Here is a 3,581-nt window from a genome sequence, read left to right as displayed (position 1 = left end):
AAGGTTCTTTCATCAAAGAGTGTTTTATTCTTACGGAATCTATGCAAAATCATTTATGTAAAATCTAACTAATTGGCGTTAGTCTGGAAAGAATTAGAAACGCGGCAACGCAGCTAATAGAGGAGTAAAGCATCCTCTACGACCAACCTATTCTGGAATGCCTCGACCGTAAGCTCAAAAAAGAGGTTACCGGGAATACAGGCAGGAGTGTGGGCAACGAAAGCTTCGTGTAGGCAGGAACGAAAGAATTGTAGGGCGATCGATCGATTTTGGTTTCCGATGGGCACTCTCGATTTAAGCTAGACCGTTTGGCGCGATCGAGGAAACACCGGAGATAGAAGGGAGATTAGACCGTTATGAATACTGAACGAAAGCAGCCGTTAGATCAGGACGCATTAGAGAAAATTCGTCAGCAGTTTGATCATTCTCCCTATCCGCGTATCGCGCTCGAAACGTCTCCTAAAAATGACTATGACACGCTGTATATCCATAGCCTAGTCACGTCCTATTACCTGAAGTACCGGTGTGTTACAGAAACAACTGGCAAGGTTATTTTAGATGCAGGCTGTGGGTCAGGCTACAAATCTCTGATTCTGGCGGAAGCCAATCCGGGCGCGAAGATTGTGGGCATTGATCTGTCTGAAAAATCGGTAGAACTGGCAGAAAAGCGACTGAAGCATCACGGATTTGACAATGCCGTTTTTTATGCGATGTCCATTTATGATCTGCCGCAGCTGAATTTGCAGTTTGACTATATTAACTGTGATGAAGTGTTGTATTTGCTGCCTGACCCATTAGCTGGGCTGCAAGCCATGAAAGCGGTCCTGAAGCCCCAAGGACTGATTCGCACCAATCTGCACAATGCCTATCAGCGCAGTATGTTTTATCGGGCGCAAAACCTGTTCAAGCTAATGGGCTTGATGGACAACATACCGCAGGAAATGGAAGAAGAAGCGGTGTTTGAAACGATGAAATCACTTAAGCCTGGAGTTAAGCTTCGTCAGGAAGCTTGGGGAAGCGAATACAACAGCAGCGAAATGACTGAGGATAAACGCAAAGAATTGCTCTACTCAAATCATCTGCTGGTTGGCGATAAGGGCTTTACGATTCCCGATATGTTTGAGCTGCTGCATCAGTCTAAGTTGGAACTGGTGAGCATGGTGAACTGGCGACAGTGGGACGTGACAGAACTGTTTCAAAAGCCGGATGATTTGCCTGCATTATGGGCAATGGGCTTAGAGAGCGCGACGATCGAGGAAAAACTGCGTCTTTATGAACTGCTGAACCCGATGCACCGATTGATGGATTTCTGGTGCGGACATCCGAGTGAGTCTGCTGAAACAATTCCCTCGACAGGGAAACTACTTCCCATCGAAGACTGGAGCGATACCGACTGGCAAGGGGCGATCGTCCATCTTCATCCTCAGCTCCGGATCGAGGCGGTTAAGGAGAAGTTGCTGGACTGCATTAACCGCATGGCTCCGTTTGAAATTAGCCGCTTTATTCCTCTGCCTGCCCTAAAGCCGATTTCTCTCGAGAGCACTTCAGCCGCCTGCCTGCTGCCGCTTTGGGAATCTGCTCAATCCATTCAAGCCCTGGCAGAACGGTTTTTGCAGATGCGCCCTGTTAATCCTGCTACTCTGGAACCGCTCACGATTACGGATGCTTTTGATAGCGTGAAGCAGCTCCTTGATCGGCTGGAGCCGTTCCTGTATGTTCTGCTGGAGTGTTAGCACGGAACTTTTAATGTATTAAAAGATACAAGCAAGATTTTTGCTCAAGGTGATATGAAATTCGATCGACGTGGGCAAGTTATAGCCAGGAGTTAGAAATTCGTATCCCGCAACTCTAGGAGTGATAACTCAATGAAAACCGAACTGAAAGCAAAATTCCTGCAACACCTGCTCAACAAGAAAAAGAATGACGAAGGTTTCACCCTGATCGAACTATTGGTGGTGATCATCATCATCGGTATTCTAGCAGCAATCGCTCTGCCCTCGTTCCTGAACCAGGCAAACCGCGCCCGTCAGTCGGAAGCAACCACCTATGTTGGCTCGATGAACCGGGGACAGCAAGCCTACTACCTGCAAAACAACCAGTTTGCAGAAGCTCTCACTGCTCTTGAACTGGGAATTCCTGAATCCACCGGCTACTACGATTACACCACAGAGGTTTCGGGTACAGCGAGTAGTACAGATGCTGATGCAATCTCCAAAGCTACAAAGACAAAAGGTAGTGTGAAGGAATACAGCGGTATTGTCTACTTAGAAAACGTGTCAGGAGAGGGCGTCACCTCAAAGGCACGCGTTTGTAAAGAGGTTCTAACCCCCACGACGGATTGTGCCACTCCCTAATTAAGTGCGCTGAAGTATTACTGCACTGCAACAGTTTGTCAGCGGCAATCCCTCAGTAACCGAATGATTTCAAAAGCTGGCTTCGTTACCGCTGCTTTAGCAATTTCGCGGTTCGGTCAGCTTTTTCTATTCTTATTTTCTGAATTGAAAATTTATTTTTTTGGTTCTGATGGCTACCTAGCTGCAAAGCAATGGGTAGCTTTTTACTGTCCATCAAGGAGCCAAATTCATAAGGATCACTCCTGTTCGATCGATCGCCCCACAAGGGCACTCTCTTCCTAGAATTAGAGCGATCGACTCATGAGCCAATTAACCCTCCCCCAACCTCCAGAAGTCTTGAATTCCGAACTACATCAATTTGCCCAGAGTGCTTTTAGCGAAGGCAATTATGCCAGCGCAGCTTTACTCTACGAGCAGCTCGCCGAACAGGAACCCGATCGAGTTCACCATTTCTGGATGCTGGGGCTGGCTCATTTGTTGTCGGGTGCGGAAGCCGAAGCGCAGCTCATTTGGATGATGCCGCTGGCAGAAGTTGAAGCGGAACACGTTGATCAGCTCACTGCTGACCTGATGCAGGTGTTGCAGGGGCAGGCAGAGCAGTTTGAAACCGAGAAATCCTGGCAGCAGTCCTGGCTGGTGCGGCAGCATATCCGCGAGATCGCGCCTGAGAATATACCCAACTTGCTCTATCTGCTGCGGCTGGGCATTAACCTGGAACTGCTAAACGATGAATATATTCTCAATCTCAAAATTGTCGATCTGCTGCGCTCGTCTCCTGGGCTAGACCTGGACGAAGCACAACTTCTGCAAGCAGTTCATCAGGTAGTCGATTTTGGCTATCCCGATTCGCAGACGATCGCCTTTGCCGAAGCTGCCATGCAGCACGTTCATGATGCCACAGCCGTTTTCGACATTTTGCTAGAACACGCTTATCAACTGTACCATTACGAAACAAAGGGCGCGATGGAGCTAGTGGCTTTTTACGGAAAGCTCTGTCTGCCATATAACGAATCTCATCCCGACACACTCCGGCTCCTGGCAGCAGCTCACACTCAGATCAAGAAATATAGTGAGGCGATCGACTATGCCAGACGATTCCGCGACGCTAGTGTTTTGCTAGAGGACAAGATCGCCGCCAATGGATTACTGGGCGGCAGACTGCTGCGTGCCGGGTATTGCTGGGAAGAGGCAGTGGCTCTGTTTGCGGAATCTAAGGGCTATTTGAAG

The 3,581-nt window shown here is 48.5% G+C and carries 3 protein-coding genes; all 3 read left to right on the top strand.

Annotated elements, in window-relative coordinates; genetic code table 11:
• The first annotated feature begins 356 nt into the window (after positions 1 to 356).
• Positions 357 to 1,733 (top strand): class I SAM-dependent methyltransferase, encoded by a 1,377-nt coding sequence (locus tag H6F80_RS09170; protein ID WP_190791266.1) that lies wholly within the window; start codon positions 357 to 359, stop codon positions 1,731 to 1,733.
• 132 nt (positions 1,734 to 1,865) lie between these two features.
• On the top strand, positions 1,866 to 2,354 hold the full coding sequence (locus H6F80_RS29770) for a type IV pilin-like G/H family protein (RefSeq protein WP_190791265.1): 489 nt from the start codon (positions 1,866 to 1,868) through the stop codon (positions 2,352 to 2,354).
• Between the two features lie 300 nt (positions 2,355 to 2,654).
• The coding region (locus H6F80_RS09160; protein ID WP_199296463.1) for a hypothetical protein at positions 2,655 to 3,581 on the top strand (927 nt) is incomplete at its 3' end.

Source organism: Leptolyngbya sp. FACHB-711, assembly GCF_014695615.1.
Taxonomy (GTDB): Bacteria; Cyanobacteriota; Cyanobacteriia; order Elainellales; family Elainellaceae; genus Leptolyngbya_A.
Note: the sequence above shows the minus strand (reverse complement) of the source record. Positions and strands in the feature narration are given on the sequence as shown.